This window comes from Phenylobacterium sp., assembly GCF_046291545.1.
GTDB lineage: Bacteria > Pseudomonadota > Alphaproteobacteria > Caulobacterales > Caulobacteraceae > Phenylobacterium.
Map to the genome: position 1 here is coordinate 68437 of NZ_JBKBSM010000005.1, position 23757 is coordinate 92193.

Below are 23757 nucleotides of genomic sequence, written 5' to 3' on the forward strand. Positions count from 1 at the left end.
GGCCTACCGCCGCGCGGGCTCGGCCCGGCCGCCGGTCCTCACGCCCGCAGGGATCGAACCGGGAAGGCTGCGCCGCAGCAGCCCGTCCAGGCCGCGGCGCACGTACGGCTCCAGCCTCAGGATCGTCGCCGTCAGGGCCAGGGCGAACCAGACCCCCGCGGCCAGGGCGAACCAGCGGCTGCCGAACCTCGCGTACACCGCCGACATGAAGGCCCAGCCGATCACCTGGTGGCTGAGGTAGAGCGGATAGGTGAGTTCCCCCAGGCGGGCGAAGGCAGCCTCCAACCCCAACCGCCGGATCATCACCGACGCCCCGGGCAGGATCGACAGCGCAAACAGGCCCATGCAGGCCGCCCACACGCTCATGGCGGCGGCGCTGGAAGCGCCTTCCGGCCCGGCGGAGATGCGGATCTCGGCCAAGGCGCCAGTTGCAAAGAGCGCGACCAGCAGCCAGCGGCGCAGACTTGCCCGGTCCGAGATCAGCAGGAAGAGCATGACGCCCAGGGCGAACTGCACGCCGTTGCGAAGCTCCAGGAGCCGCAGGGGCCAGAACTCCAGCGCCCAGCGCACGGCCTCGCCGGGCGCGCCCGGCGCCAGGGCGGCGAGGCACGCGGCGGTCGAGACGAGTCCCATGACCGTGGCGAAGCCTTCCAGCCAATGGGCCCGACGCGCCAGGATCAGCAGGAAGACAGCGCCGTAGAACATCACCTCCAGGCAGAGGGTCCAGTAGACCCCGTCGACCCACGGCCCCTTGGGGAACAGCACCAGCGAGCGCGCGAGCAGCGGCGCGAGGTCGCCTGGCGAGGCCCCGGCCATCCACAGCGCCACCGCCGTCATCGGCGCAGCGATCCAGAGCGCCGGCAGCAGGCGCAGCGCCCGGCTGCGGAAGAATTGGGCGGGCCCGGCCCCGCCCATCGAATAGGCGATCACGAATCCCGAAATGACGAAGAACACCTCGACGCCGACCCAGCCCAGGCTGGCGAACTGAGCCAGTTCGGGAAACCGCGGCATCGGTCCGAAGCCCGCTTCGGCGGCGTAGGGGCCGCCCCACGACAGGTATCCGAAGTGGAAGAACACCACCAATCCGGCCGCGATGAACCGCAGGAGGTCCAGTCCGTGGTAACGCTCGCGCTCGCCGCCGTGCATCGGCCCTCGCATCCGTCTGGTGGGCGCGGCGCAGACGCCGGGCTCCAGAGGTCCTGGGCTGCAAGGGGGGCGCCAGCCGGGCGGCGCGGGGATATGCCTCGGCGGACGCGGTCAGTCGGACGTGGTCAGGACGTCGAAGGCGGGCGTGACCTGGTTGACCGCGTCGAAGGCCAGGATGGCGGCCGCCTGGGTCCAGGTCGGCCGCTCCTCGGGCCAGAAGATCTGCTCCTCGAACTGGTAGCCCATCCAGAAAGCGCCGTCCGCGCCCCGATGGGCGAACTGCCAGTCGAGCATGGTCGCGGCGGCGCGGTGGGAGCCGAGGGCGCTCAGGGCCATGGCGAGCTCGCAGCTTTCGGCCACCGTCACCCAGGGCTGGTCGTCCACGCAGCGGCAGCCGAGGCCGGGTTTCACGAACACCCGCCAGCGCGTCTCCAGCCGCGCCAGGCCTGCGGCCGGGGAGAAGACGCCGCCCAGCATGGGATAGTACCAGTCCATGGCGAAGGCCGAGCCGCCGCTGCGGGCGCGGCCGAAGCGCTCGGGTTCGCAAAGGATCGCGCGGCGCAGGCGCCGCTGGGCTGCCTCCCACCCGGGCTGAGGATCGCCGACCAGGTCGGCGAGCTTCAGGGCGCAGTCCAGGCTCTTGTAGATGGAGCTGTTGCCGGCGAGCAGCGCGTCGTCCACGCCCGTGCCGTGGCCTTCCGCCGACCAGGAGACGTCTCCCGCCGGATGCTGCAGGCCGAGCACGAAGTCGATCGCCGCTCGCACCATCGGCCAGTGACGGCGGGCCACGGACGCATCGCCGGTCAGCCGCACATGGTGCCAGAGCGCCGTGGCCGGATAGGCCGCGAAGTTGGTGTCCCTGAAGGCGGGCGCCGGCTCCCGCGACAGGCGCAGGCGGTCGGCCATGGGCAAGGCGTTGCCGTATTCGCCGAGCCAGGATCCGTCGGGCAGCTGGGCCTCGCTGAGATGATTGAAGCCACGCTCGACCGCCTCGTCCTCGCCCATGGCGGCGAGCGCCATCAGGCACTCGGCATGGTTCCACGGGTCCCAGGGGCCGCCCTCGAACCACGGGATCGCGCCGCCCGGGGTCTGGGCGCAGAGCATCACTTCGGCGGCGCCCCTGAGCGACTTGAGCGTCGCGGATCGGCCGTGGCGCTGAAGGACGAAGCTCACGCCGCGGCCCGCCCGGCTTCCGTCTTCTCGAAGTAGAACGCCACGCTCTTGCCCATGAACGGATCGCAGACCGCCTCGAGGGCGCGCGTCAACCAGGGGCGCTTCATGAGGTCCCAGACCAGCAGGCGATGATAGAGCCTGACCAGCGGATGATCGTCCCGGCGGCGCCAGAACGCGCACTTGAGCCACCAGTACGGCGCGTGCAGCGCGTGGGCGTAGTGCTTGCCGTGATAACTGAAGCCGAGGCGGCGAATCTCGCCCTCCAGTCCGGCCTCGTCGAAGATCCGCACGTGACCGCCCGGCTGGTCGGCGTAGCCTCCCGGGCCGTCGGCCAGGCGCCAGCAGATGCGTTCGGGCCAGGCGCGGGGCACCGTGGGCGTGAACCGCCCGCCCGGCTTCAGCACCCGGCGGATCTCCGCCAGCACGGCGGGGTAGTCCGCCAGATGCTCCAGCACCTCCGAGCAGATCACCGCCTCGAAGGTGGCGTCGGCGAACGGCAGGCGGTAGGCGTCGCCCTTCATGAAGCTGGTGGCCCCGCCGCCCTCGCCCAGAACCGACAGGCCCGCGCGGGCCTTGGCCAGCGAGGGCTCGTCCATGTCCAGACCCACGACGTTCACCCCGCCCAGCAGATGGACGCCGTGGCAGTGGCGGCCTTCGCCGCAGCCGAGGTCCAGCACCCAGTCCCCGGGCTTCAGCCCCAGGCGCTCCAGACGCGCGGTCAGCATGCGGACCGTGCGACCGCCCGGCGCAGCACCGCCTCATAGGCCTCGGCGGCGCGGTCCCAGTTGAAGGCCTGGCGCGCACGGCGGCGGCCCGCCTCGCTGAGCGCCGCCCGCTTGGCCGGGTCCGCCAGGAGCTGGGCGATGGCGTCGGCCAGGGCGTCCACGTCGCCGCGGCGGACGATCACGCCGCCGTCCCCCACCACCTCGGGCAGGGCGCCGCCGTCGGTCGCCACCACCGGCGCCCCGCAGCTCATGGCTTCCGCCGCCGGCAGGCCGAACCCCTCGTAGAGGGAGGGCGTCACGCAGATCGTCGCCTTGGCGTATTCCTCCACCACCTGCTGGCGGGTCAGGCCGCTGACGAACTGCACCCGATCGGTCAGGTCCAGCACGCGCAAGAGGTCCCGTGTCGGCCCCTCGCGCAGCCTGCCGATCACCACCAGCTCCAGGTCCGGCCGCTGGATCAGGAGCCGCGCATAGGCCTGGATCAGCACCGCCAGGCCCTTGAGCGGCACGTCGGCGCTGGCCGTGGTCAGGAGCCGGTTGCTGCGGCGGCGGATGTCCGGCTGCGGCTTGAACACCTCCTGGTCGACGCCCAGCGGGATGACGTTCATCGCCGCCGCGCCGACCTTCAGGCATTCGGCGACGTCGCGGCCGCTGGCCTCGGAGACGACGATCACGTCCTTCAGCCGGGGCGCGACCTTCTCCTGCATCTTCAGGAAGCCGTACCAGCGCCGCGACAGCAGGCGCATGCCCCAGCGCGGCTCGGCCTTCAGCGCCAGCTCCAGGTCCCGCCGGATCGGATGGTGGATCACCTCGACCACCGGAAGGCCCGCACGCTCGATGGCCAGGAGTCCGCTGGACAGGGACTGGTTGTCCAGCACCACGTCGTAGTCGCCGCGGTGCGCCTTCAGCCAGCGGGCGGCGCGGCGGCCGAAGCTCCACGGCTCCATGAACTTGCCCGACAGGTGCGCCAGGTACTCGCCGGTGTCGGCCCAGCTCAGGAGATGGCGCCAGCGCAGGGCGCGGTGGCCGTTGTGCGGCTGGGCGTAGAGGTCCAGCGACGGGATCTTCACCAGGCGGACGCGGTGCGAGAGTTCCGGGTAGGGGGGGCCGGACAGCACGTCCACCTTGTGTCCGCGCCTGGCCAGGGCGTCGGCGGCCTGGGACAGGTAGACTCCCTGCCCGCCGACCTTGGGATCGGAGCGATAGGACAGGAAGGCGATGCGCAGCGGCGCCTCCGGGGCGCGAGCCTTTGGCGCCTGCGGGCGCGGGTCGTCTCTTACGCGGGCGTCCAGCATTCGCCGACCTTTAACGTGATCCCTGGCGCGGCCAAGGTGCGCGCCCAAACTCTCAGCCCTGCTTTGCACGTCTGTGTCGCCGCACGGCATAGACGAAATAAAATGGCGCTCCCAACGCCAAAATCCAGGTGCGCCGGTTTCGGCCTCAGCCTTCGACCCGCGTGATGTTGGCGATCCCGGCCGCCTGGAGGGCGGCGATCAGTTCGTGCACGGTGGCCTCGACCTCGTCCGGGTCGCGGCCGCGCAGCACCAGGTTGGAGCCGTACCCGCCGGCTTCATAGAAGGGGTAGCTGCCCAGGGACATGGCCGGGTGGGCCTTGGCCACGGCCTCCAGCGGGGCGGCGATCGCCCCTTCGCCCGACCCTTCGACCCGCACCGTGCGCGCCACCACCACCGCGCCGCCCTTCAGCCGGGGACCCACATCCTGCAGCATGCCGCGCATGATCTGCGGCACCCCGGCCAGCACGAAGACATTGCCGATGGTGAAGCCCGGCGGGCCCTGCACCGGATTGTTCACCAGCTCACCGCCGTCCGGCACCCGCGCCATGCGCCGGCGCGCCGCGTTCAGTTCGTCGCCCCAGCGGGCCGTCATCATGGCCAGGATGTCGGGGTGCTCGTGAAGCTCGACGCCGAAGGCGGCGGCCACGGCGTCGGCGGTGATGTCGTCGTGCGTAGGCCCAATGCCGCCGGTGGTGATGACATAGTCGTAGCGGGTGCGCAGGGCGTTCAGCGCCGCCACGATCTCCTCGTGCACGTCGGGCACGGTGCGCGCCTCGCACAGGTCGATCCCGTGCGCCCCGAGATAGCGGGCGATGTCGCGCAGGTTGGTGTCCTGGGTGCGGCCCGAGAGGATCTCGTCGCCGATGATCAGCACCGCGGCCGTGACCGCACCTTCCGCCCTATCCATCCGCGCCGGCCTTCCCTACATCGTCGAGCTTTCCTTCATCGGACTAACCCGCTCCATGGACTTCCCGCAACCGCTCGTGCGCGGCCGTCTCGTTCGGCGCTACAAGCGCTTCCTCGCCGACGTGGTGCTGGACGACGGGACCGAGCTGACCGCGCACTGCCCCAATCCCGGCGCGATGCTGGGGCTGAACGCGCCCGGGCTCGGCGTCTGGCTGTCGAAATCCCCCGATCCGAAGCGCAAGCTGGCCTATACCCTGGAGCTGGTGGAGGCGGACGGCGGCCTCGTCGGCGTCAACACCATGCACCCCAACCGCCTGGTCGCCGAGGCCCTGGCGGCGGACGCGATCCCCGAGCTTTCCGGCTACGCCCACGTGCGCCGCGAGGTGAAGTACGGCGAGGCCAGCCGCGTCGACTTCCTGCTGCAGGGCGAGGACCGGCCGGCCTGCTGGCTCGAGATCAACAATGTCCAGCCTTTTTACAACGCGCGCCTGAAGCCCGATCACAAGGTGTGGTTGGAGGTAAAAAACTGCCATTTAATGCGGACACCGGGACTCGCAGAGTTTCCCGATTGCGTGGCCGCAAGGTCTACAAAGCACCTTGGCGAACTTGAGCAAATGGTTCGCGAGGGTGACCGCGCCGTCGTCTTGTTCGTGGTCCAGCGTACTGATTGCAGCCGCTTCAAAGCCGCAGCGGACTGCGATCCGACTTTCGCCGCAGCCCTCGAAAGGGTCACTGCCAATGGCGTTGAGCTTTACGTCTATGGCTGTGAGATCAGCGCAGGTGGCATTAAACTGTCGAACCGAATTAGTTGACCTAACTCACGTCATCCAGCCATCCAGAAACCGATGACGAGAAACGCTCGATGATGTCAGCCCGTCCACACAGGCTCGGAGTGGTCAGGTACGAGTAGGTTTGATTGACCGCCTGCCGTAGCTCGCTCGCCGTGAGTTCCATTGCGAACACATCGAGGAACTCGTGAATGTCCACCACGGCGATGTCTCGCTCGTAAGGCAGGAGGAATTTGATCATCTCGGCGGGAGCGGCCAAGTCGTCGTCATCTCGGACGTTAGAAGCGATGATGGTGTATTTGCTGAGCCCCACCCCATCCATTTTCTTCTTGAAATCACCCACCCGGTTTTTCCAATCGGGGCGGACGGTGACCTCGTATGCGCGCACAAGTTCGCCGTCGCGAAATTCCTCAATGTCACCAGCAGTCGTGTCAAACTTGTCAGACGCATGGACATGATGCGTGCGGATTTCGAGACCGTGCCTCGCACGATGTTCCGATAGCAGGGCCGCAACAAGGAACTGTTGGATGTTCCCTTCCGATGGGATGGCGACGAGCGAATAGAACAACGCTCGCGCTCTGGCGTAGGTCAGAACATCGTCGCCCACAGGTGGCAGCGGCGCCACGATCTTCCTGCTCTCCGCGAACCTTGCCGCCATATATTCAGCAGCCCTCTGACGGTCCTGCTTCGGCATAGTAGAGAGCGCGGTTGCGAACGCTCCGAACCGACTGTCGCCCTTCAGGCGCGCGGCGGTGACGTTGCCCTTCCAGCCGAGGTTCTCGCCGAACGCCGTGATGGCGTTGTGCAAGGTGATGTTTCTCAGACCTAATTCGGTCGCCAGCCTCTTGTCGCCGTACTGACCTCGGATGCCGGTCGGGATGCTGTTGCAATCCCAATTCTCATCAACCGTCGAATAGAACATGAGGAATAGCGACGCTAAGCGCACGCTGTTCGACGAATGGGTTAGCTGAGCATCGACAGCCGCCCTCGCCCCCGCGCTCGGCAGTGCGGAGAGCTTCTCGCCCTCAATGAATTTGTCGATCCACGTCAGGATTTGATCGACAGTGATCTCAACGAGCGTATTGCGCGCCATCAGGCAGCTTCAAACAATGGAAGCCGCCCACTCGGCTCCACATGCGTTGCCGAATTCGCGCCCTTCCCTTCCATCTGGGCGCGCAGTGACTCGCCGAGCACCCGCGCCAAAAGAGGCGGAACCGCATCGCCTATCTGGGTGTATTGCGACGAGCGAGAACCGGCGAACCACATGCCCGCAGGGAAGGTCTGGATGAGGGCCGATTCCTCAAGGGTAAGGCGCCGAGCACCGGGCACGATACCATCACGAGGCGTTCCGCCCTCCATCAGGTGCGCTGTGTACTCTGGGGCGATGTCTAACGTATCCACCCAATGCGTCTTGTATCCACCAGCGGATGCGAGAAGCGTGTGACAGGGACCGCTTAGGTCAATGGGCCGTCCGCCGCCGTTGTAGACGTGCCCCGCGTAGGGACTGCGACGCGGGTCGGGAAATTTCGCGTAGATCACCGGGCACTCGGGCGGCTCACCCAAAGGCTTGTCTTTGGAGATGATGGTCCCCGAAGCAACGTGAGGCTGGTCAGCCTCCGGTCCGTGCGTGGGGCGCGGAAACCAGAAGCGGTCTTCCCGCATACCAACGATGATGAGTCTCTTACGCTTCTGCGGAACGCCATAGTCCGCCGCAGCGACGACCTTCCACGAGACGTTGTATCCCTCTGCCTCAAACGTGTTGATCAATTCGGCGAGGTAATCGAGCCGCTTACTCATCGCGAGGCCCGGAACATTCTCCGCTAAGAACCCGGCGGGTCGCGCCTCTCGCAGCGCACGAATGAACTCGGGAAACATGTTGCGCGCGTCGCCCGTGCCGCGCCGGAGGCCACCTGTAGAGAACGGCTGACAAGGCGGCCCACCAAACACGATGTCCACCTTGCCGCGATAGCGTGCGAAATCTATGGCGCGAACATCAGAGCAGAAGTGCTCGGTGTCTCCGGTGTGGGCTGCATAGGTCGCAACCGCGTCCTTGTTTTTCTCGACGCTGGCAACGGGATGAAACCCCGCCGCCTTCATCCCCAGCGTCAGGCCGCCGGGACCAGAAAAGAGATCAAGTGCCTGCATATACCGTCGTCCTGCCCGCCGATTCGCATCGCGCGGTGATTGTCGGGCTAACCGTACCGGCGCGGCAATCAGCATTCACCAGTCACCCACTGGCAGTGCCTCACCCGGCGAACCAGAATCGTCATTTGGGTGAGGCTCGAATGCGTACACCAAAATAGAACATATGAGAAACGTCACGCCCACCTCATACCGGCGAGCAATCGGCCATCACGCCTTCGCAATTCGGTAGAAGCTCGCCCGGCTGATGTTGGTGAGCTTCATGATCTCCGCAGGCTTGCAGCCCGCCGCGACCAGACGGTGAACCTCGGCGGCCTTGGCGCGGGCGGTCGGCGCCCGGCCCTTGAACTTGCCCTCGGCCTTCGCCTTGGCGATCCCGGCACGCTGGCGTTCCAGCATGATCTCGCGCTCGAAGGAAGCCACGGCGCCCATGAGCGTGAGCAACAGCTTCCCGGTCGCGCTGTTCGTGTCGATGTTCATCGACAGCAGCCGAACCCGGACACCGCGCTGCGTCAATTCCTCGACGATGCGGAGCAGTTCGGTCGTGCTGCGCGCAAGCCTGTCGGGCTTTGTGCAGACGAACTCATCGCCGTCACGGAGGAACTGAAGCGCGGCCTGAAGCTGCGGGCGGGCCGCGTCAACGCTCGAAACCTGTTCGGAGAAAATGCGGGTGCAGCCCGCCGCCTTCAGTTCCGCAATCTGGTCATCAAGACCCGCGTGCTGATCGGCGGTCGATGTGCGTCCGTATCCAATCACGGCGCCGGAATGTGTATTCTCAGTGGACATAAAGACTTTGTGAGACGGATTGTCTCAAAAGTCAAGTCATGGGTCATGTGAGACAGATTGCCGGTGTCGCGTGAGACCATGGTCAGTGAGAGCTTGGCGACGGCTCGGCACGCCAGTTCATTGCGGCCTAAGCTGTGCTATGGAGCCGTCGAGCCGTGGGGTGGTGAGTATGCGTTTGAAGTCATTTTTTGTCGCAGCCATCGCGGCGATTGCGATCCCCATTGCCGCGTCGGCTGAGCCCTACGTTGTTGTGGGCGGGAATTTGGAGCAGGTGCGGGTCTTGGATCGCGGCACGATCCGAGCGAGCGGAACAACCCGCCTTGCGTGGATATATATCATTTGCGCGGACCCGCTTCCCGATAGGGGTGTCTATTGGACGGTGCGAAACGAGTATGATTGCTCGATTGAGCGGTATCGAACGGTCTTCGTGCAAGTAAAAGACGAAGCCGGATATGCAGTTCGCGATAGTGGAACCCAAACTACCCCATGGTTTGAAGTGACCCCGCAGTCGGCAGGTGCGGGAGAACTTAAGGACGTTTGCTCCTCTACGCCTGTCGGGACTGTAATGGCCACACCTTCAAGCGTCGCAGATTTGGTCACTTGGTGGCGCCAGAGGATGAAAACTTTGGAATATCGTTCCATGGTAAATCGTTGATCGAATTTAGCTTTGGAACCGAGCCCTCAAGGGCGTTTCGCCAATGCGTCTCGGGCTCGGTCGTTCGCTTTGCTGAGGGTGTCGCCATAGACGCGCCGGGCCTCGGCCTCCTTCCGATCCGCAGCCTTTAGGCGACGAGAGCGTTCCTGACCGGGAGGCAGTGAGCGAGCGGAAGACTTTGCGTCCGCCGCCTTCTCCTGCTTGGAGCGAAGCGTCCGAAGGGCATCCGCAGACCGCTGATTCTGCTTCCACACTTCAGCGGCGGCGCCCGAGCCGGTGATCTCCCAAAGTCGCATCCAGACGGCACCTCAGAACCGAAGGCTGCGAAGTCGCGCCAACTCGACGGGATCGCCAGCCGAGCCAGCAAAGATGTCGTCGATCACCGCTTGAGCGGCGGCGTGCGACCGACGCATGTGCGCCAGATATGTCGTCACGTTCGGCAGTGAGAGCGGTGATCTTGGACGACAGCACATCGCCCTTCCCTTCCGCGTAGCGGTCGAACTTCCGACCATCGTTGAGAGTGACGACGGTGATGCCCGCGAGCGCGATGCCAAGTAGCTGGTGGGTCGCCTGCGTCACGTCCTGACGGCTGAGACGATCCATGGAGTCGATCAGCAGATAACTGCCGCGTTCTATCTCCCCGCTCTCGACCCGATCAATGAAGCTCTTGAGTGCGCCCTTGGCACGGTTGGCACCGGTGTAGGCGGACACGCCGTGGTCCTGAAGCGTGGTGTCGAGAGTCAGCCCGTTCTCGTCAGCGTACGCGAAGGCAGCGGATAGCTGACGACGCAACGTGTCGCCTTCCGCCTGAGCCCGGCTCGAAAATCTCGCATACGAATAGGCAATCGCCATCGGTCACCCTCTACAGGGGCGGTGTAAATGCGCGGCTAATTGAAGAACGTCCACCTGATGCGCACGCCGGGCCTCGCCGAGTTCCCTGATTGCGTGGCGGCGCGCTCGACGCGGCATCTGCGCGAGCTCGCGGCGATGGTCGCCGCCGGTGACAGGGCCGTTGCGCTGTTCGTGGTGCAGCGGGTCGACTGCGACCGCTTCTCGGCCTGCAAGGAGCTGGACCCCGCCTTCGCCCTGGGCCTTGGCGAGGCCGCGGAGGCGGGCGTCGAGGTCCTGGTCTACGCCTGCGACGTGGCGATCACGGGCGTACGTCTCGCCCGGCGGATCGCCCTGGCGGCATGATCTCGGTCAATCCGAGAAACCGAGTGCGGCGCTAGGTTATGAAACGAATCCTGTAGCCGGAGCGCGACGCGTGAATTCAAACATCGAGGCCCGCCGCCGGGCCCTGGCGCCGGGAACGGCGGTGGGGGTCGACGAGGCGATGATCGGCGAGGTGGTTCGCGCCTTCTATGGGCGTGTGCGCCGCGACGGCGTGCTGGGGCCGATCTTCGAGGCGGCGATCGACGACTGGGACGCCCACCTTTCGAAGCTGTGCGACTTCTGGTCCTCGGTGCTGCTGATGACCGGCCGCTTCAAGGGCTCGCCGATGCAGGCGCACGCCGCCTTGCCCGACATCCGCAAGAACCACTTCGCCCGCTGGCTGCATCTGTTCGAGACAACCGTCCGCGAGCTCTGCCCCGCCCCGGCGGCGGACCTGTTCTGCGCCCGGGCCGAAATGATCGCCCAGTCGCTGCAGCTCGGCATCGCGGTGAACCGCAACGAATTGCCGCCGGCGATCGAGCGGGCGGCCAGCAGGCGGCGCTGAAGCCGCATGCGAAACGGCGGCCCCGGTCCCCAGGGCCGCCGCATCGTTGTCTGCGTGTCCGAGATTCAGGCCGCCTTCTTCCAGTTGGGAGCCAGCTCGTTGTGCGGCGGGCAAGGAGCGATGTCGCCCACCGGCAGGCCGACCAGGTCGTTGGCGAACCCGTGGTTGACGTCGCGGTGATGGGCTTCGTCGGCGCGCACCACCAGAACCACGTCGCGCAGGGTCGCCTCCGGGGGCAGGTTCCAGTAGCGGATGGCGATCTGAGGCGCGGGCACGTTTTCGGACCGCCCTTCGTCGATTTCGGCCAAGTAATGGGTGTAGCTGATCACGGCCTCTTCCTCGAAGTAGCCGACCAGTCTGTGCGCCGTCTTCGGAGCCAGGACGTAGAGGCCGAAGAAGAAGATGTAGAACAGCCATTGCGCCGCGATCACCATGAATCGCTCGAAGGCCGTCGGCTTGCAGACTTCGATGAAGGTCATCAGGTGCATGCGCTCATTCTCGGCCTCGTCCATCAGCGTGCGGATCCAGCCGCGATCGTCCTGCATCCGGCGCAAGCACTTCAGGTGGTTCAGGGTCGCGCCCACCATGCCGGGCACCGCCGCGACTGTCTCCAGCACGACGGCGCGGTGGCCGTAGCGCTTTGCGAAAAAGGTGTCGGCGAACAGCCGCAGGAACTTCGTCACGCCCAGGGCGAAGCGGTCGGACCCGCCCTTGGGCCGATGATGGACGCTGAGGTCGACGAGGGGGGCTTTGGCGGCGGACATTGGAAACTCCAGGAGTGACTGGAGAGGGGATTAGCCCCCAGGCCGCGGCCGGAAAATTCCGAACGTCCACCTAGGGAACGCCCCTTAAGCCAGAACGCCGCACCCCAGCGCCGCGGGCGCACCGTTGAAGTTCCGTGCTAGGATTGCGACATAGGAGCCGACACATCGTCCCGCCCGGGCACATGGGCGGGTCTGGAGCCGACATGAACGACGCCCTGACGCTGGAATCCGAGAGCCGGCAAGGCCGCATCAAGATCCACGGGCCGGAGGATTTCGAAGGCATGCGCAAGGCCGGCAGGCTGGCCGCCGCATGCCTCGACATGCTGACCCCGCACGTGGTCCCGGGCGTCGTCACCGACGAACTCGACCGCCTGGCCCGCGAGTTCATCCTCGACCACGGGGCGCTGCCGGCCTGCCTGGGCTATCGCGGCTACACCAAGACGGTCTGCATCTCGCCGAACCACATCGTCTGCCACGGCATTCCGGGCGAGCGGGTGCTGCGCGAAGGCGACATCGCGAACATCGACGTCACGGTCATCCTGGACGGCTGGCACGGGGACACCTCGCGCATGTACGGCGTGGGTGCGGTGGCGCCGCGCGCGCGCCGGCTGATCGACGTGACCTACGAGGCGCTGGAGCGCGGGATCGCGGCCGTCAGGCCGGGCGCCACCACCGGCGACATCGGCCAGGCCATCCAGTCCTATGTGGAGAGCCAGCGCTGCTCGGTGGTCCGCGACTTCTGCGGCCACGGGCTGGGCCGGGTGTTCCACGACGCGCCCAACATCCTCCACTTCGGCCAGAAGGGAACGGGCGAGGTCCTGCGCGAAGGGATGTTCTTCACCATCGAGCCGATGGTGAACCTGGGCAAATACGCCGTGAAGGTGCTCTCCGACGGCTGGACGGCGGTGACCCGGGACAAGTCGCTGTCCGCCCAGTGCGAGCACTCGATCGGCGTGACCGCGACGGGCGCGGAGATCTTCACCCTGTCGCCCGCCGGCCTCTACAAGCCGCCGATCATCGCCGGCTGAGCCGGGCCTGAGTCTCCAGCATCTGCATCAGCTTGAGGGTGGTGTTCCAGTTGCGGGCCGTGCCCGGCGAGCCGAGCTTCTGCTCGATCAGGCGGGGCGTCAGCTTCGAGGTCCCCGCCCCGCCCGGATAGTAGAGATAGGCGCAGCGGCCGACGGCGGCGACCCGTTCGCCGTCCCGGCCCGCCGCTTCCAGGGCCGCTGGTCCCGCCGGATCGGCAGCCGCCTTGAGGGGCGTGACCATCAGCCGGCTCGGCGCGTCCCGCGCGACCTCGTCGAAGGGGTTCGCAGCGATGATCTGCGACCATTCCTCGGCGCCGCGCACGAAGACGGCGCTGGCGAGGCCGAGCCGCGCGGCGGCCTCGGCCTCCAACCGCGTCTCCAGATCGCCCGCCTCGCCCTCGCCGTGGAAGACGACGCTGCCGGCCGCCTGCAGGGTCGTCGCGGGACCGAGGCCCAGGTCGTCGAAGAGGGCCTTCAGCGCGGTCATGGCCACACGGTTTCCCCCGCCGACATTGACGGCCCTGAACAGGGCGATGCGCGCGCTCATCCCGGATTTCGCCTTGCCAACTCGGAACACATGGGGAACATCTATGCCATCTGGAGATCGCGCGAGGCAAGGGCGTGGCGGACGTCGGCGAAGTTTCGGACCTTTCGGCGCTCTGGGGCGCGCAGGCCCGGCGCAAGGCGCCTGAGCCCCGCCCGCACCACCTGGGGCACCGCGAACGCCTGCGCGAGCGGGCGGGCGCCGGCGGCCTCGCCGCCCTGCCCGACTACGAGCTGGTCGAGCTTCTGCTGTTCCGGTCGATCCCGCGGGGCGACGTCAAGCCGCTGGCCAAGGCGCTGCTGGCGCGGTTCGGATCGGTAGGCGGGGTGCTGGGCGCCCCGATCGCCGAACTGACGTCGGTGAAGGGCGTGGGCGAAGCCGTGGCCCTGGACCTCAAGCTCGTCCACGAGGCGATGCTGCGGGTCGGACGCGAACAGGTGAAGAAGCGCACCGTCATCACCTCGTGGTCCCAGCTCCTGGCCTATGTGAAGGCGGCCATCGCCCATGAGCCGCGCGAACAGTTCCGGGTCCTTTTCCTCGACAGGAAGAACCAGCTCATCGCCGACGAGGTGATGAACCACGGCACGGTGGACCATGCGCCGGTCTATCCGCGCGAGGTGATGCGCCGGGCCCTGGAGCTTTCGGCCAGCGCGCTGATCCTGGTGCACAACCATCCCTCCGGAGATCCGACCCCCTCGTCCGCCGACGTCGACACGACCCGACAGATCGTGGAGGCTGGCCGCACCCTGCGCATCAGCGTCCACGATCATCTGGTGGTGGGGCGCGACGGGGTGGCCAGCTTCAGATCCCTCGGACTGATGTAGACGCAAGGAGTCGCGCGATGGCGGGCCCCATCCACATCAAGCGTGTCTACGAGCCGCCGGCCGACGAGGACGGCCTGCGGGTGCTGGTCGACCGGCTCTGGCCGCGAGGCGTCTCGCGCGAGAGCGGGCGCATCGAGCGCTGGGCCAAGGCCGCCGCCCCCAGCGACGAGCTGCGCAGGCGGGTGCATGCCGACCCGGCCTATCCGGACGCCCCCGCGAGCTGGGAGGCGTTCGTCCGCGCCTATGCGGCGGAACTCGAAGGCGGCGAGGCGCGCGCGGCGGCGGAGGAGCTTGTGGATCTCGCCCGCGCCGGGCCGCTGACGCTGCTCTACGCGGCCAGGTCGGAAGTCCGGAACAACGCCGCGGCGCTGCGCGACTGGATGACGGGGCGGCTCGACTAGACCGGTCTATTTCGGCGGCAGGGCGCCGGCGAAGGCCGCCGCCAGATCGATCCAGCTTTCCAGGCCTCCATCCAGACAGGCGTCCGCCTCGACCCAGACGAACCCGCCCATACGCCGGCCGCTGAGCACCACCGCCTCGGCGCCCGGCCGCGAAAGGGCCGCCGCCTCCTGCGCCTTGCCGACCCGGAAGAGGAAGCGGCCCACCTCCGCACCGCAGACCAGATTGCCGTTCAACAGCCAGCACCGGCTGCCGAACATGCTCCTCTCGACCATGCCCCGGCGGCGCGCCGCGACATCGCGCATGAGATCGGCCAGATGCGGGTCGTGGGGCATGTGGCGCTCGGGGACCGGAGGGCGCGAGGATGGCGCCGGGAGCGCTGGCGGTCCAGCCGCGCCGCTCGGCGCGTGGGGAAGATCGCGCCATCCCGGCCGCCCTGCGACACTTGCGGCCGGGATGGCGCCGGACGCCGCGCCGCGCCCCCGTCTGGGTCCGGGGCGGTGGACGCGACGCCCGATCCTGGTGGGCCTTGGCCCTAGGGACGGATCATCAGCCGGCGCATGGGCGCCGGATGACCCGCAGGGCCGGCGAAGCCCATCACCGCCGGCGGCGGCAGGGCGTCGAACGCCGCCTTCTGGCTGGGCGTCAGCGCGGCGTAGAAGGCGCGCGTGGCGTCCGCGGCCCTGGCGATCCGAGCCCCGGCCTCGGCCTGCATCTTGGCCATCTGGTCAAGCCGCTGCGGCGTGGTCATCTGCTCCAGCGCCTGACGGTCCGCCAGGGGCAGGTCTTCCGGGTCGGGCGGGGCGGTGGCGGAGACGAACTCGGCCACGGCGGCGTCCTGGCTGGCGGAGAGCTGCAGGATCGCCTTCAGCTTGGCGGCGCGCTCCTCCGCAGAGGGCGGGGCCGGCATGTCCGGCGGCTCAGCCCCGGCGCCCGGGGGCGGGGGCGCACCCGGGCCGCGGCCCATAGGCTCTGCGGCCACCACGGCCGAGGCGCATGCGGCGGCCAGGACCACGCCGCTCCAGATCGTGACGGAACGAGGCATTGAGAGACTCCGAGCGTTCTTGTTGGCTCGAACCTCTCCAGGGCGATTTGCCCCTATATTTCGACGGCGAAACGGCCGGCGACGCGAAAACGCAGGATTCCGACGAGCTTGTTACATGCCATCCGCTCTGGCGCCGAGCGGGTCGTCCCGGCCGGACCGGGGCCCGTCAGCCGACCCGCGCCGACGGCTTTGGCGCCGGATGGAAAGGAAGGACGCGGTTCAGACCGAGGCGGACAACTCGCCGCCCAGCCAGTCGACGAACGCCTGCGCCCCGCGCGAGAGCCCCCGCGCCGCAGGAACGGCCATCAGCCCGCCCTCGAAGGGGACGAAGCCGAACGGCGCCTGCAGGCGGCCGTCAGCCAGCTCCTGGGCCGCCATACGCCGCTCGACGAGCGCCACGCCCAGTCCCGCCAGCGCCACCTCCAGGCAAAGGTGGGTGTGGGGAAACGAGCGCTCCTCGCCCGCCACCACGGTCAGCCCCGTGCGCGCCTGCCAGTCGTCCCAGGCGGTGGAGGTGAAGTCGTGAACGATCCGGCAGTCTGCGCGCACCACCGCGCCGTCGCGCTCCAGCCGGCACCCCGGGGCCGCTACAGGGCCGAAGCTCACGTCCGCCAGGCGCACCGCGCGGGCCCGATCGGCGGCGGGATAGGTGGTGAGGTCCCAGGCGATCAGGACATCGGCGTCCTCCCCGCGCATGTCGCGCGCCGACGTCATCGACAGGCGCACCCGCACCTCGGGATGGGCGCGGGCGAAGGCGGGCAGCCGCGGCGCGAGCCAGCGCATGGCGAAGGTCGCGCTGCAGGCCACGTGCACAGCCGGCGCACGCGTCTCGGCCAGGATCGCGCCATAGCCGCGGGCGAGGCCATCGAGCGCTTCGGCCACGGCCGCCGCCAGGGCTCGGCCGCGGGCGTTGAGCTCCAGCCCGGTCCCGGCCCTGTCGAACAGCGGCGCGCCCAGGTGGTCCTGCAGGGCCCGAAGCTGCTTGCTGACCGCCCCGTGGGTTCGCCCGAGCTCGTCGGCCGCGCGGGTGACCGAGCCCAGCCGCGCAACCGCATCGAAGGCCTTCAGAGTCGACAGCGGCGGCAGGTCACGCATCGGTCATCCGTGAGTATTCCTCACGAATGGCGGAAGTCTACTCCCTGTTCAAGCCCGCAGGGGCGAGGCAACCTCGCCTCGACTGTGAACCATCGGAACGGAGGCGAGATATGCGCGCCATCGAGACGCTTGAGGAGCTCGAGGCGCTGTATCCGCCGCCGAACGCCGCCTCCACGGTGAAGGAGCTCGACCACGTCAAGGATCACTACCGCGCGATGATCGAGGCCTCGCCGTTCGTCGCACTGGCCACGGTCGGCCCCGAAGGCCTCGATTGTTCGCCGCGGGGCGACGCCGGGCCGGTCGTGCGGGTGGCCGACCCTCGGACCCTGATCCTGCCCGATCGGCGCGGCAACAACCGGGCCGACAGCCTGCGCAACATCGTGCGTGACCCGCGCTGCGCCCTGCTCTTCCTGATTCCCGGTTCGGGCAACTGCCTGCGGGTGAACGGGCGCGCCAAGGTCGCGGTGGACGAGGCGCTGCTGGCCTCCTTCGCGGTGGAGGGCCAGGCGCCCCGCTCCGCAGTCGTTCTGACCACCGAAGCGGTCTTTTTTCAGTGCGCCCGGGCCATCGTGCGATCCGACCTCTGGAACCCGGCCCGCCACGTCGATCCGTCCGGCCTGCCGACGCCGGGGGAGATCCTGGCCGCAATCAGCCGCGGCCGGGTCGGCGGTCCGGACTACGACCGCGAATGGCCCGAGCGGGCGCGCCGCACGATGTGGTGAGCAAGTCCCCTGGTCATCGCCGCCGGGTCCGGCCAGATTGGAAGCCCCCTTCACCGCCGGAATCCGCCTTCATGACCGTCCAGTCCGCCGCCAACGCCGATCAGATCGCCTATTGGAACGCCCAGGCCGGCCAGACCTGGGCCGCGATGCAGGACAAGCTCGACCGGCAGATCGAGCCGCTGGGCCTGGCCGCGATGGCCGCGCTGGACCCCAGCCCCGGCGAGCGCATCCTGGACATCGGCTGCGGCTGCGGACAGACCACCCTGGAACTCGCCGAGCGCGTCGGCGAGACCGGCTCGGTGCTGGCGGCGGACATCTCCGCGCCGATGCTCGAAATCGCCCGCCGACGGGCGGCCGAGGCGGGCGTGAGCGAGCGCGTCACCTTCCTCGAGGCGGACGCCCAGACCCACCCATTCCCCGCGCGAAAGCTCGACGCGGCCTTTTCACGTTTCGGGGTGATGTTCTTCGAGGATCCGCGGGCGGCCTTCCACAACATCGCCTCGGCGCTCGTGCCCGGAGGGCGCCTGGCCTTCGTCTGCTGGCGCAGCCTTCAGGAGAACCCGTGGATGACCACGCCGTTCACGGCCGCCCTGCCGTTGATCCCCTCGCCGCCGCCCCCGCCGGCCGACCCGCACGCGCCCGGCCCCTTCGCCTTCGCCGACGCCGACCGCCTGCGCACGATCCTCATGGGCGCAGGCTTCGGCGACATCGATATCGCGCCGCACGACCAGCAGATCGGCGGCAACGACCTGGAGACCAGCGTCGGCCTTTCCCTGCGGGTCGGTCCCCTGGGGGCGGTTCTGCGCGAGCAGCCGCACCTGAAGGACTCGGTGACGGACGCGGTTCGCCAGGCGCTGAAGCCCTTCGTCACCGATCGCGGCGTCATGCAGCCGTCGGCCACCTGGATCGTGAGCGCGCGCCGGGCCTAGGGCGCGGGCCGCAGCATCCGCGCCGGGACGATGCCGCGCTTTCCGTTGGCCAGGGCCACGTCGTACTCCACCTGCCCGCCCGCCCGCGCCGGATAGATCCGGGTGACGCGGGCCGGCACCCAGCCGCCCATGTAGAGCGCCTGGACCGACTGGCCCACAGCGTAGACCGCGCCCGCCGGCGCCGCGGCGGCGCTGGGAGGCGGGGCGGAGACCTTCAGCGGCCCGGGACAGAGCACCTCCCATTGCTGGGAGATGCCGAGCCCGCCGGAGGCGTTGTCGCGGCCAACGATGCGGCCGGAGGCGTCGCGCCAGCGGGTGCGCCCGCCGCCGATGTCGCTGTCGTCCCATACGCCGGCGAGGGTGTAGGTCTGGCCGTCGACGGGGGTGATCCGGCCGCGGGTGCAATCGGCGCTGGCCCGGTACAGCGTCTTGGCTTCGTCGCTGGCGAGCTGGGCCGCCACGCAGCCGCGGTCGCCAGGCTGCCAGTTGGCGCACCAGGCTTCGGCGTCGGCCCGAGTCACCCGGGCGGTCGCGGTCGCATTGGCGGTGCCGACGCCGGATTTCGACTGGATGGTGGGGGTGATGCACCTGGCGCAGATCGCCAGCCAGTCCATGTCCTCGCCCGCACCGGCCGCCCACGCCGCGCCGGCCAGCAGGACGCCCGCGCCAGCACCGGCCAGGGCAAGTCCAAGCGCCTGAGATTTCGCCATCGCCGCCTCCCAGCCTTCGTCCGCCATAGTGAACGCCTCGCTCCACCTGCGGGCAAGGGGGTTGCGCCGCCGGCCGCTTCGAGGCTCCATCGGCGGCCGCCAGACCAGGAGCCCTCCGATGGACGCAGCCGCCAGCTTCAGCGCCGACTATTCCGAAGCCCGCGACAAGTTCGTAGCGGCGGCGCAAACGGCCGGGGCGCGGCTGGAGCGGATCACCAACCCGAACCGCGGCCCCCGCGGCGAGGCCCTGTCCACCGACGTCGCCTGGGTCGGCCCAAGTGACGCCGAGGCGGTGCTGGTGATGATCTCAGGCACCCACGGGGTGGAGGGGTTCTGCGGCTCTGGCGCCCAGGTGGACTGGCTCGCCCGGGGCGAGGCCCAGCGCCTGCCCGGCGGCGTGGCGGTCCTGCTGGTCCACGCCGTCAATCCCTACGGCTTCGCCTGGCTGCGCCGCGTCACTGAGGAGAACGTCGACCTCAACCGAAACTGGATCGACTTCGACGCCCCGCCGCTGCCCGCGAACCCCGGCTATGAGGCCCTGCGCGAGGCGTTCGGCCCGGCCGAATGGACCGAAGAGAGCCGGGCCGCCACCGCCAAGGTGATCGGCGCCTATCTGGCCGAACACGGGCAGAAGGCCTTGGCCGCCGCCGCCAGCAGCGGCCAGTACGGCGATCCCAAGGGGATCTACTACGGCGGCGCGGGCCCGACCTGGGCGCGGCGCACCCAGACGGCGATCTACGAAACCTATCTCGGCCAGGCATCGCGCATCGGCGTCATCGACTATCACACCGGCCTTGGCCCCTGGGGCTTCGCCGAACAGATCATCCTCGAAAGCGCCGGCCACCCCCGGTACGAGCGCGCCGCGCGCTGGTACGGCTCGGCGCTGGCGTCCGTGTCGGACGGGAACTCCGCCTCGGCAGAGCTGTCCGGCGACGGGCTGGCGGCGGCGCCGGAGCTCCTCTCCCACGCCGACGTCACCGGCATCGCCATGGAGTACGGCACGGTCTCCCCGGCCCGGGTGCTCTACGCCCTGCGGGCCGACAACTGGCTGCACGCCCACGGCGATCCCACCGGCCCCGACGCCGCGGCCATCAAGGCTCAGATCCGCGATGCGTTCTACGGCGACCGGCCGGACTGGAAGGGCATGGTCGCCGGCCAGTCCCTGCTGGTCACGCGCCAGGCGCTGGCCGGCCTGGCCGCGGGGCTCTAGGCGGGCGGCCCCTTCAGCTCCACCACGTTCCCCGCCGGATCGCGGATGTAGATCGAAGGCCCCTCGCCTTCGGCGCCGTACCGGGGGCCGGCCTCGAGGACGTCCACCCCGTGAGCCGCCAAGTGCGCGCGGATCGCCGCCTCGTCGAACGGAGCCACGCCCAGGGCGAAGTGGTCCATGTTCCGGCCTTCGGCGCCCGCCGCCGCGCCGCCGCGCCGGCCGAGCGCGCCGTCGACCGGGATCACGTCGATCAGCGCAGACCCGGCTCGCAATTGGTAGAGGCCGATCTCCGCCTGCACGCGCTCCAGGGTGCAGCCGACCACCTGCGTGTAGAAGCCGATCACGGCCTGGGCGTCCTCGACCCGCAGCACGACATGGTCGAGCCCCTTCAGGCGAAAGCCGGGCGCGGCGGTCACAGGAATCTCGGCAGCAGAACGAGCGCGGCCGCACCCAGCAACACCGCGGCCGGGATCAGGCCGGCCTTCGGGCGCGAGCCCAGCAGCGACTGGCCCGAATTCATCCGCCGCGCCCGGCGGGCCAGCTTGGCCTGGGCCTCCTCGCGCGCTTTCTTCTGGGCCTGGGCCTGCGCGTGAGCGGCCTTGTATCGGTCGAGGTCGACGACCTCGGGCGCCTCGTCGTGTCTCATGGGTCCCTAATAGCACGTCGCACAGGCGCGCAAGCAGCCCGGCGCGCTATGCTGGCCGCCTGACCACGGGGAATCACCATGCGCCCGCTTCGCCTCCTGTCGGCCCTCGTCCTGATTTCAGCCGCGTCCGCCGCCGGGGCCTCCGAACCGCCCGCGCCCTCGGCCCAGCGCGGTCGCGAGCTGGCGCAGCGGGTGTGCAGCGCCTGCCACGCCCTCGAGCCGGGCCAGCCCAGCCCGCAGCCGCCCGCGCCGCCCTTCCCGACCTTCGCCGGACGCTTCACCGAGCTCACCCTGCAGCGCCGTCTCGCCGAGATCGCCGAGACGGGTCACACGCAAATGCCGGCCACCGTCGTCCATTCCGACGAGATCGAAGACCTGGTCGCCTACCTGAACGGCCAGCCGGCGCACTGAGCCGACCTGCCCGCGCCAGGTCTGGCGAGGCAGGGCTTGATCGATTCCATATTTCCATTATCTTAGAATCATGGAAACCGAAGCCGCCATCGAAGGACTTTCCGCCCTGGCCCACCCCGGCCGCCTGGCGGTGTTCCGACTGCTCGTCCAGGCCGGACCCGAAGGCCTGCCGGCGGGCGAGGTCGCGCGCGCGCTCGACACTCCCGCCAACACCATGTCGACGCAGCTGGCCATCCTGGCCCGTGCGGGCCTCGTCCACTCACGGCGGGAAGCCCGGTCGATCATCTACTCCGCCGACTACGAGCGGATCGGCGGGCTGATCGGTTTTCTCATGCAGGACTGCTGCCAGGGCCGCCCGGAGGTTTGCGCCCCCCTCGCCCGCCAGCTCGCCTGCGCATCCCCCCAAACGGAGCCCGCCTGATGAAGCGCCTGCACCTGCACGTGTCCGTAGCCGACCTGGACAAGTCGATCGGCTTCTACTCCACCCTCTTCGGCGCCGAGCCGACCGTCACCAAGGACGACTACGCCAAGTGGATGCTCGATGATCCGCGGGTGAACTTCGCCATCTCGGCCCGCGGCGGCTTGGCCGGCGTGGACCACGTCGGCGTCCAGGTCGACACCGCCGAGGAGCTCCACGATCTGGCCGGCCGTCTGAAGGCCGCGGGCGAAACCACCCTCGACCAGGAGGCCACGACCTGCTGCTACGCCAAGTCCGACAAGGCCTGGGTCACCGACCCCTCCGGCGTGCGATGGGAGACGTTCTACACCTTCGGCGAGGCCGTGACCTATGGCGAAGGCCCGGAGGACGTGGCGCACACGGCCTCGGGCGCGCCGACGATGGCCGCCAACACCGCCTGCTGCGGCGCCCCGGCGCCCAAGACCGCCTGCTGCTGACCTCGGAGACCTGGCCGTGACGCGCTACAACGTCCTCTTCCTCTGCACGGGCAACTCGGCCCGCTCGATCCTCGCCGAGGCGATCCTCAACAAGATGGGAGCGGGGCGCTTCACGGCCTTCTCCGCAGGCTCCTTCCCGCGGGGCGAGGTGAACCCCAATGCCCTGGCCCTGCTCGCCAAGCTGGGCCATCCGGTGGAGGGGCTGCGCTCCAAGTCCTGGGACGAGTTTTCCGGCCCCGGGGCGCCGGAGCTGCACTTCGTCATCACCGTCTGCGACAACGCCGCAGGCGAGGTCTGCCCGATCTGGCCCGGACAGCCGGTCACCGCCCACTGGGGCCTGCCCGACCCGGCGGCGGTGGACGGCTCGCCGGCCGAGGTGGCGGCGGCCTTCGCCGACACATACCGCATGCTCAACAACCGCCTGATCGCCTTCACCAACCTGCCGATGGCCAGCCTCGACCGCATGGCCCTCAAGCGGCGGATGGACGAAATCGGGCGCGGCGCCGACACCCTGGCCGGCGCCTGAACCGCGGGGCCGGTCGCCGTCTCGCCGCCGACGCGCACGGGACGGCCGCCCGGCTCTGCGCGCGGCCTGCCGGCTCACCGGATCGGCGTCCCTCGCCAGTCCGGATCGAGCCTCTTCCACCGAAGCCTCGGCCTCGTCTAGGGTCGCGCCGCGGCGGCGCTTCGCCCCGCCAAGACCATCCTCGAGGAACCTCATGATCGGCTACGCCACGATCGGCTCTAACGACCTGGAAAAGGCCAAGGCCTTCTACGACACCGTGCTCTCGCCCCTGGGCGGCCAGCGCGCCTTCGGCTCGGACCGGATGCAGGGCTACAGCTCCCCGGCCGGCGCCATGCTCGCCGTCTGCCGCCCCTACGACGAACAGCCCGCGTCCCCCGGCAACGGCGCGATGATCGCCCTGGCCGCCGCCTCGCGCGATCTCGTCGACGAGGTGCACAAGACCGCCCTGGCCAACGGCGGCTCCTGCGAAGGCCCGCCCGGCGAGCGCATGCCGAACTTCTACGGCGCCTATTTCCGCGACCTGGACGGCAACAAGCTCTGCGTCTTCAAGATGGGCTGACCGCCCGCCGCGCCGGGCCGCAGGGCCTGGCGCGGCCCCGCCGGCCCGGAAATCATGCATTAAGCCTGACGCCCTAGTCTCCATATGCGCGTCTTCCGCAAAGGCAGCGCGTGGGAGG

General features: G+C 69.0%; 30 protein-coding genes and 1 pseudogene. 14 read left to right on the forward strand and 17 right to left on the reverse strand.

Going from position 1 to position 23757, the window contains the following annotated elements:
* Positions 1–3: 3 nt before the first annotated feature.
* From ACK4YQ_RS12860 to ACK4YQ_RS12880, 5 genes are all read right to left on the reverse strand, one after another.
* Positions 4–1146: an acyltransferase family protein gene (locus ACK4YQ_RS12860; protein WP_409611813.1), complete on the reverse strand. Its 1143-nt coding sequence runs from the start codon at positions 1144–1146 to the stop codon at positions 4–6.
* Between the two features lie 111 nt (positions 1147–1257).
* Complete coding sequence (locus ACK4YQ_RS12865) at positions 1258–2319, reverse strand: hypothetical protein (RefSeq protein ID WP_409611814.1); 1062 nt, start codon at positions 2317–2319, stop codon at positions 1258–1260.
* Positions 2316–3044 carry a class I SAM-dependent methyltransferase gene (locus ACK4YQ_RS12870; RefSeq protein WP_409611815.1) on the reverse strand — a complete coding sequence of 243 codons (729 nt, stop codon included), beginning with the start codon at positions 3042–3044 and terminating at the stop codon, positions 2316–2318. The genes ACK4YQ_RS12865 and ACK4YQ_RS12870 overlap by 4 nt, the downstream gene beginning before the upstream one ends.
* Positions 3038–4339: a glycosyltransferase family 4 protein gene (locus ACK4YQ_RS12875; protein ID WP_409611816.1), complete on the reverse strand. Its 1302-nt coding sequence runs from the start codon at positions 4337–4339 to the stop codon at positions 3038–3040. Before ACK4YQ_RS12875 ends, ACK4YQ_RS12870 begins: the two co-directional genes overlap by 7 nt.
* Before the next feature lie 145 nt (positions 4340–4484).
* Complete coding sequence (locus ACK4YQ_RS12880) at positions 4485–5246, reverse strand: competence/damage-inducible protein A (RefSeq protein ID WP_409611817.1); 762 nt, start codon at positions 5244–5246, stop codon at positions 4485–4487.
* Between the two features lie 55 nt (positions 5247–5301).
* On the opposite strand from ACK4YQ_RS12880, the gene sfsA reads away from it, so the two are divergent.
* On the forward strand, positions 5302–6057 hold the full coding sequence (gene sfsA / locus ACK4YQ_RS12885) for a DNA/RNA nuclease SfsA (RefSeq protein ID WP_409611991.1): 756 nt from the start codon (positions 5302–5304) through the stop codon (positions 6055–6057).
* 1 nt (position 6058) lies between these two features.
* Here the strand turns inward: sfsA and ACK4YQ_RS12890 are convergent, their stop codons facing one another.
* The 4 genes from ACK4YQ_RS12890 to ACK4YQ_RS12905 all read right to left on the reverse strand — a co-directional run bounded on the left by ACK4YQ_RS12890 (position 6059) and on the right by ACK4YQ_RS12905 (position 10468).
* Complete coding sequence (locus tag ACK4YQ_RS12890; protein WP_409611818.1) at positions 6059–7126, reverse strand: hypothetical protein; 1068 nt, start codon at positions 7124–7126, stop codon at positions 6059–6061.
* A complete protein-coding gene (locus ACK4YQ_RS12895; protein ID WP_409611819.1) occupies positions 7126–8178 on the reverse strand; it encodes a DNA cytosine methyltransferase in 1053 nt (350 codons plus the stop codon). The genes ACK4YQ_RS12890 and ACK4YQ_RS12895 overlap by 1 nt, the downstream gene beginning before the upstream one ends.
* Before the next feature lie 207 nt (positions 8179–8385).
* Positions 8386–8961 carry a recombinase family protein gene (locus ACK4YQ_RS12900; RefSeq protein ID WP_409611820.1) on the reverse strand — a complete coding sequence of 192 codons (576 nt, stop codon included), beginning with the start codon at positions 8959–8961 and terminating at the stop codon, positions 8386–8388.
* Between the two features lie 910 nt (positions 8962–9871).
* Positions 9872–10468, reverse strand: coding sequence for a recombinase family protein (locus tag ACK4YQ_RS12905; protein WP_409611821.1), 597 nt, complete (start codon positions 10466–10468; stop codon positions 9872–9874).
* Between the two features lie 39 nt (positions 10469–10507).
* Here ACK4YQ_RS12905 and ACK4YQ_RS12910 point away from each other — a divergent pair.
* Both ACK4YQ_RS12910 and ACK4YQ_RS12915 read left to right on the forward strand, forming a co-directional pair.
* Positions 10508–10810, forward strand: a pseudogene (locus ACK4YQ_RS12910) (DNA/RNA nuclease SfsA); the annotation flags it as partial.
* Between the two features lie 70 nt (positions 10811–10880).
* The gene (locus tag ACK4YQ_RS12915) at positions 10881–11333 is read left to right on the forward strand and encodes a group III truncated hemoglobin (RefSeq protein WP_409611822.1); all 453 of its coding nucleotides are present in this window, start codon (positions 10881–10883) and stop codon (positions 11331–11333) included.
* 65 nt (positions 11334–11398) lie between these two features.
* Here ACK4YQ_RS12915 and ACK4YQ_RS12920 read toward each other — a convergent pair whose 3' ends face one another.
* Positions 11399–12097, reverse strand: a complete 699-nt coding sequence (locus ACK4YQ_RS12920) for an alternative oxidase (protein WP_409611823.1) — start codon at positions 12095–12097, stop codon at positions 11399–11401.
* Between the two features lie 203 nt (positions 12098–12300).
* Between ACK4YQ_RS12920 and map the strand changes: the two genes are divergently transcribed.
* Positions 12301–13125 (forward strand): type I methionyl aminopeptidase, encoded by an 825-nt coding sequence (map, locus tag ACK4YQ_RS12925; protein WP_409611824.1) that lies wholly within the window; start codon positions 12301–12303, stop codon positions 13123–13125.
* On the opposite strand, the gene ACK4YQ_RS12930 is transcribed toward map, so the two are convergent.
* Positions 13112–13672 carry a DUF1697 domain-containing protein gene (locus ACK4YQ_RS12930; protein ID WP_409611825.1) on the reverse strand — a complete coding sequence of 187 codons (561 nt, stop codon included), beginning with the start codon at positions 13670–13672 and terminating at the stop codon, positions 13112–13114. The two genes, map and ACK4YQ_RS12930, sit on opposite strands and share 14 nt — an antisense overlap.
* A 161-nt stretch (positions 13673–13833) precedes the next feature.
* Between ACK4YQ_RS12930 and radC the strand changes: the two genes are divergently transcribed.
* The gene (gene radC, locus ACK4YQ_RS12935) at positions 13834–14493 is read left to right on the forward strand and encodes a RadC family protein (RefSeq protein WP_409611992.1); all 660 of its coding nucleotides are present in this window, start codon (positions 13834–13836) and stop codon (positions 14491–14493) included.
* Between the two features lie 17 nt (positions 14494–14510).
* The gene (locus ACK4YQ_RS12940; protein ID WP_409611826.1) at positions 14511–14894 is read left to right on the forward strand and encodes a DUF488 domain-containing protein; all 384 of its coding nucleotides are present in this window, start codon (positions 14511–14513) and stop codon (positions 14892–14894) included.
* 6 nt (positions 14895–14900) lie between these two features.
* Here ACK4YQ_RS12940 and ACK4YQ_RS12945 read toward each other — a convergent pair whose 3' ends face one another.
* The 3 genes from ACK4YQ_RS12945 to ACK4YQ_RS12955 form a co-directional block, all read right to left on the reverse strand.
* Complete coding sequence (locus tag ACK4YQ_RS12945; RefSeq protein ID WP_409611827.1) at positions 14901–15227, reverse strand: hypothetical protein; 327 nt, start codon at positions 15225–15227, stop codon at positions 14901–14903.
* 200 nt (positions 15228–15427) lie between these two features.
* Positions 15428–15937 (reverse strand): Spy/CpxP family protein refolding chaperone, encoded by a 510-nt coding sequence (locus ACK4YQ_RS12950; RefSeq protein ID WP_409611828.1) that lies wholly within the window; start codon positions 15935–15937, stop codon positions 15428–15430.
* Between the two features lie 219 nt (positions 15938–16156).
* A complete protein-coding gene (locus ACK4YQ_RS12955) occupies positions 16157–17032 on the reverse strand; it encodes a LysR substrate-binding domain-containing protein (protein ID WP_409611829.1) in 876 nt (291 codons plus the stop codon).
* 110 nt (positions 17033–17142) lie between these two features.
* Between ACK4YQ_RS12955 and ACK4YQ_RS12960 the strand changes: the two genes are divergently transcribed.
* Entirely contained in the window at positions 17143–17754 is a 612-nt protein-coding gene (locus tag ACK4YQ_RS12960; protein ID WP_409611830.1) for a pyridoxamine 5'-phosphate oxidase family protein, read from the forward strand.
* Between the two features lie 71 nt (positions 17755–17825).
* Positions 17826–18683: a class I SAM-dependent methyltransferase gene (locus ACK4YQ_RS12965; RefSeq protein ID WP_409611831.1), complete on the forward strand. Its 858-nt coding sequence runs from the start codon at positions 17826–17828 to the stop codon at positions 18681–18683.
* Here the strand turns inward: ACK4YQ_RS12965 and ACK4YQ_RS12970 are convergent.
* Positions 18680–19420 (reverse strand): hypothetical protein, encoded by a 741-nt coding sequence (locus ACK4YQ_RS12970; RefSeq protein WP_409611832.1) that lies wholly within the window; start codon positions 19418–19420, stop codon positions 18680–18682. The two genes, ACK4YQ_RS12965 and ACK4YQ_RS12970, sit on opposite strands and share 4 nt — an antisense overlap.
* Positions 19421–19511: 91 nt before the next feature.
* On the opposite strand from ACK4YQ_RS12970, the gene ACK4YQ_RS12975 reads away from it, so the two are divergent.
* Positions 19512–20603 (forward strand): M14 family metallopeptidase, encoded by a 1092-nt coding sequence (locus ACK4YQ_RS12975; protein WP_409611833.1) that lies wholly within the window; start codon positions 19512–19514, stop codon positions 20601–20603.
* Here the strand turns inward: ACK4YQ_RS12975 and ACK4YQ_RS12980 are convergent.
* Positions 20600–21019 (reverse strand): VOC family protein, encoded by a 420-nt coding sequence (locus ACK4YQ_RS12980; protein ID WP_409611834.1) that lies wholly within the window; start codon positions 21017–21019, stop codon positions 20600–20602. The genes ACK4YQ_RS12975 and ACK4YQ_RS12980 overlap by 4 nt on opposite strands.
* The gene (locus ACK4YQ_RS12985; protein ID WP_409611835.1) at positions 21016–21249 is read right to left on the reverse strand and encodes a hypothetical protein; all 234 of its coding nucleotides are present in this window, start codon (positions 21247–21249) and stop codon (positions 21016–21018) included. Before ACK4YQ_RS12985 ends, ACK4YQ_RS12980 begins: the two co-directional genes overlap by 4 nt.
* Before the next feature lie 78 nt (positions 21250–21327).
* On the opposite strand from ACK4YQ_RS12985, the gene ACK4YQ_RS12990 reads away from it, so the two are divergent.
* The 5 genes from ACK4YQ_RS12990 to ACK4YQ_RS13010 all read left to right on the forward strand — a co-directional run bounded on the left by ACK4YQ_RS12990 (position 21328) and on the right by ACK4YQ_RS13010 (position 23639).
* Complete coding sequence (locus ACK4YQ_RS12990; RefSeq protein ID WP_409611836.1) at positions 21328–21660, forward strand: c-type cytochrome; 333 nt, start codon at positions 21328–21330, stop codon at positions 21658–21660.
* 70 nt (positions 21661–21730) lie between these two features.
* On the forward strand, positions 21731–22081 hold the full coding sequence (locus tag ACK4YQ_RS12995; RefSeq protein WP_409611837.1) for an ArsR/SmtB family transcription factor: 351 nt from the start codon (positions 21731–21733) through the stop codon (positions 22079–22081).
* Positions 22081–22554: an ArsI/CadI family heavy metal resistance metalloenzyme gene (locus ACK4YQ_RS13000; protein WP_409611838.1), complete on the forward strand. Its 474-nt coding sequence runs from the start codon at positions 22081–22083 to the stop codon at positions 22552–22554. Before ACK4YQ_RS12995 ends, ACK4YQ_RS13000 begins: the two co-directional genes overlap by 1 nt.
* A gap of 16 nt (positions 22555–22570) precedes the next feature.
* A complete protein-coding gene (locus ACK4YQ_RS13005) occupies positions 22571–23080 on the forward strand; it encodes an arsenate reductase ArsC (protein WP_409611839.1) in 510 nt (169 codons plus the stop codon).
* 193 nt (positions 23081–23273) lie between these two features.
* Entirely contained in the window at positions 23274–23639 is a 366-nt protein-coding gene (locus ACK4YQ_RS13010; RefSeq protein WP_409611840.1) for a VOC family protein, read from the forward strand.
* Positions 23640–23757 lie beyond the last annotated feature (118 nt).